General features: G+C 43.3%; 2 protein-coding genes. Both read right to left on the reverse strand.

Going from position 1 to position 829, the window contains the following annotated elements; genetic code table 11:
• Window positions 1-277: helix-turn-helix domain-containing protein (locus WG89_RS28770; RefSeq protein WP_153301906.1), on the reverse strand; the 277-nt coding region annotated here is incomplete at its 3' end.
• Window positions 278-693: 416 nt separating this feature from the next.
• On the reverse strand, window positions 694-829 hold a 136-nt coding region (locus WG89_RS29980), incomplete at its 5' end, for a transposase (protein WP_172806862.1).

Genomic DNA, 829 nt, shown 5'->3' on the forward strand with positions numbered 1-829 from the left:
CAAAGTCAGTGGGGAGCTTTGATGAAATAATCAGTGTGAGCTCTTCTCTCTGTTGCAAGCTCAGTTTGGAAGGCCGACCGTTGATAGGTCGAGTTTTCAGGGCTTCCAAGCCACCTCGTTCATAACGATCAATCCAGTCGTAAACGCATGACCTGTGAGTAGAATACTTTTCGGATAGCTGATTGACAGTGGCGCCCTCCAGCCATAGGTGTATAGCCTCTAAACGAATAGATTCTCGAACATCATGGGGAATTTTACGGCCGTCGACTTTGCTCATGTACACCTCAAATATGAGGTGTCAGTTATACAGAAACTCTTGTCGGGAAGTTTTGGCCCAGATCAATAGCTGTGCACACTTAAAAATAATAAATCAACTATCACCCTTTTAGAGAGAATATACTGTTTATGATTTTTAGCACGTAAGTCATGCAGGATAGGACTCTGGCTTATCCTTTATTGCTACCGAGCCAGATACCTCAAAGTATCAATATCTAATCGATTTGCAGAAGTGTAGCCCATAGACTACACTTCTGTAATGAAATACGAAGTTCTCCGTACCTCTGAGTTTTCCCATTGGGAATAGTAAATGATCCACGTTCTTAGAACGTGGTTTTGCTTTATGCCCCCCCTATAAGGGGGCTGAAACCGCCAGCCTTCAGAGAAGGCTGGTGAGAGTTGCCCCAAGATTGCAGATTATTTCCTGAAATCTATCTCCTGCTGGAGACGTTCTTTCTTTTCTTGGTACTTCACATATTTACGGATCATTTCTGCATCTACTCCGACAGTATCGACACAGTAGCCTTTTGACCAAAAGTGATTACCCCAATAC

It is taken from the genome of Endozoicomonas arenosclerae, assembly GCF_001562015.1.
Classification (GTDB): Bacteria; Pseudomonadota; Gammaproteobacteria; order Pseudomonadales; family Endozoicomonadaceae; genus Endozoicomonas_A; species Endozoicomonas_A arenosclerae.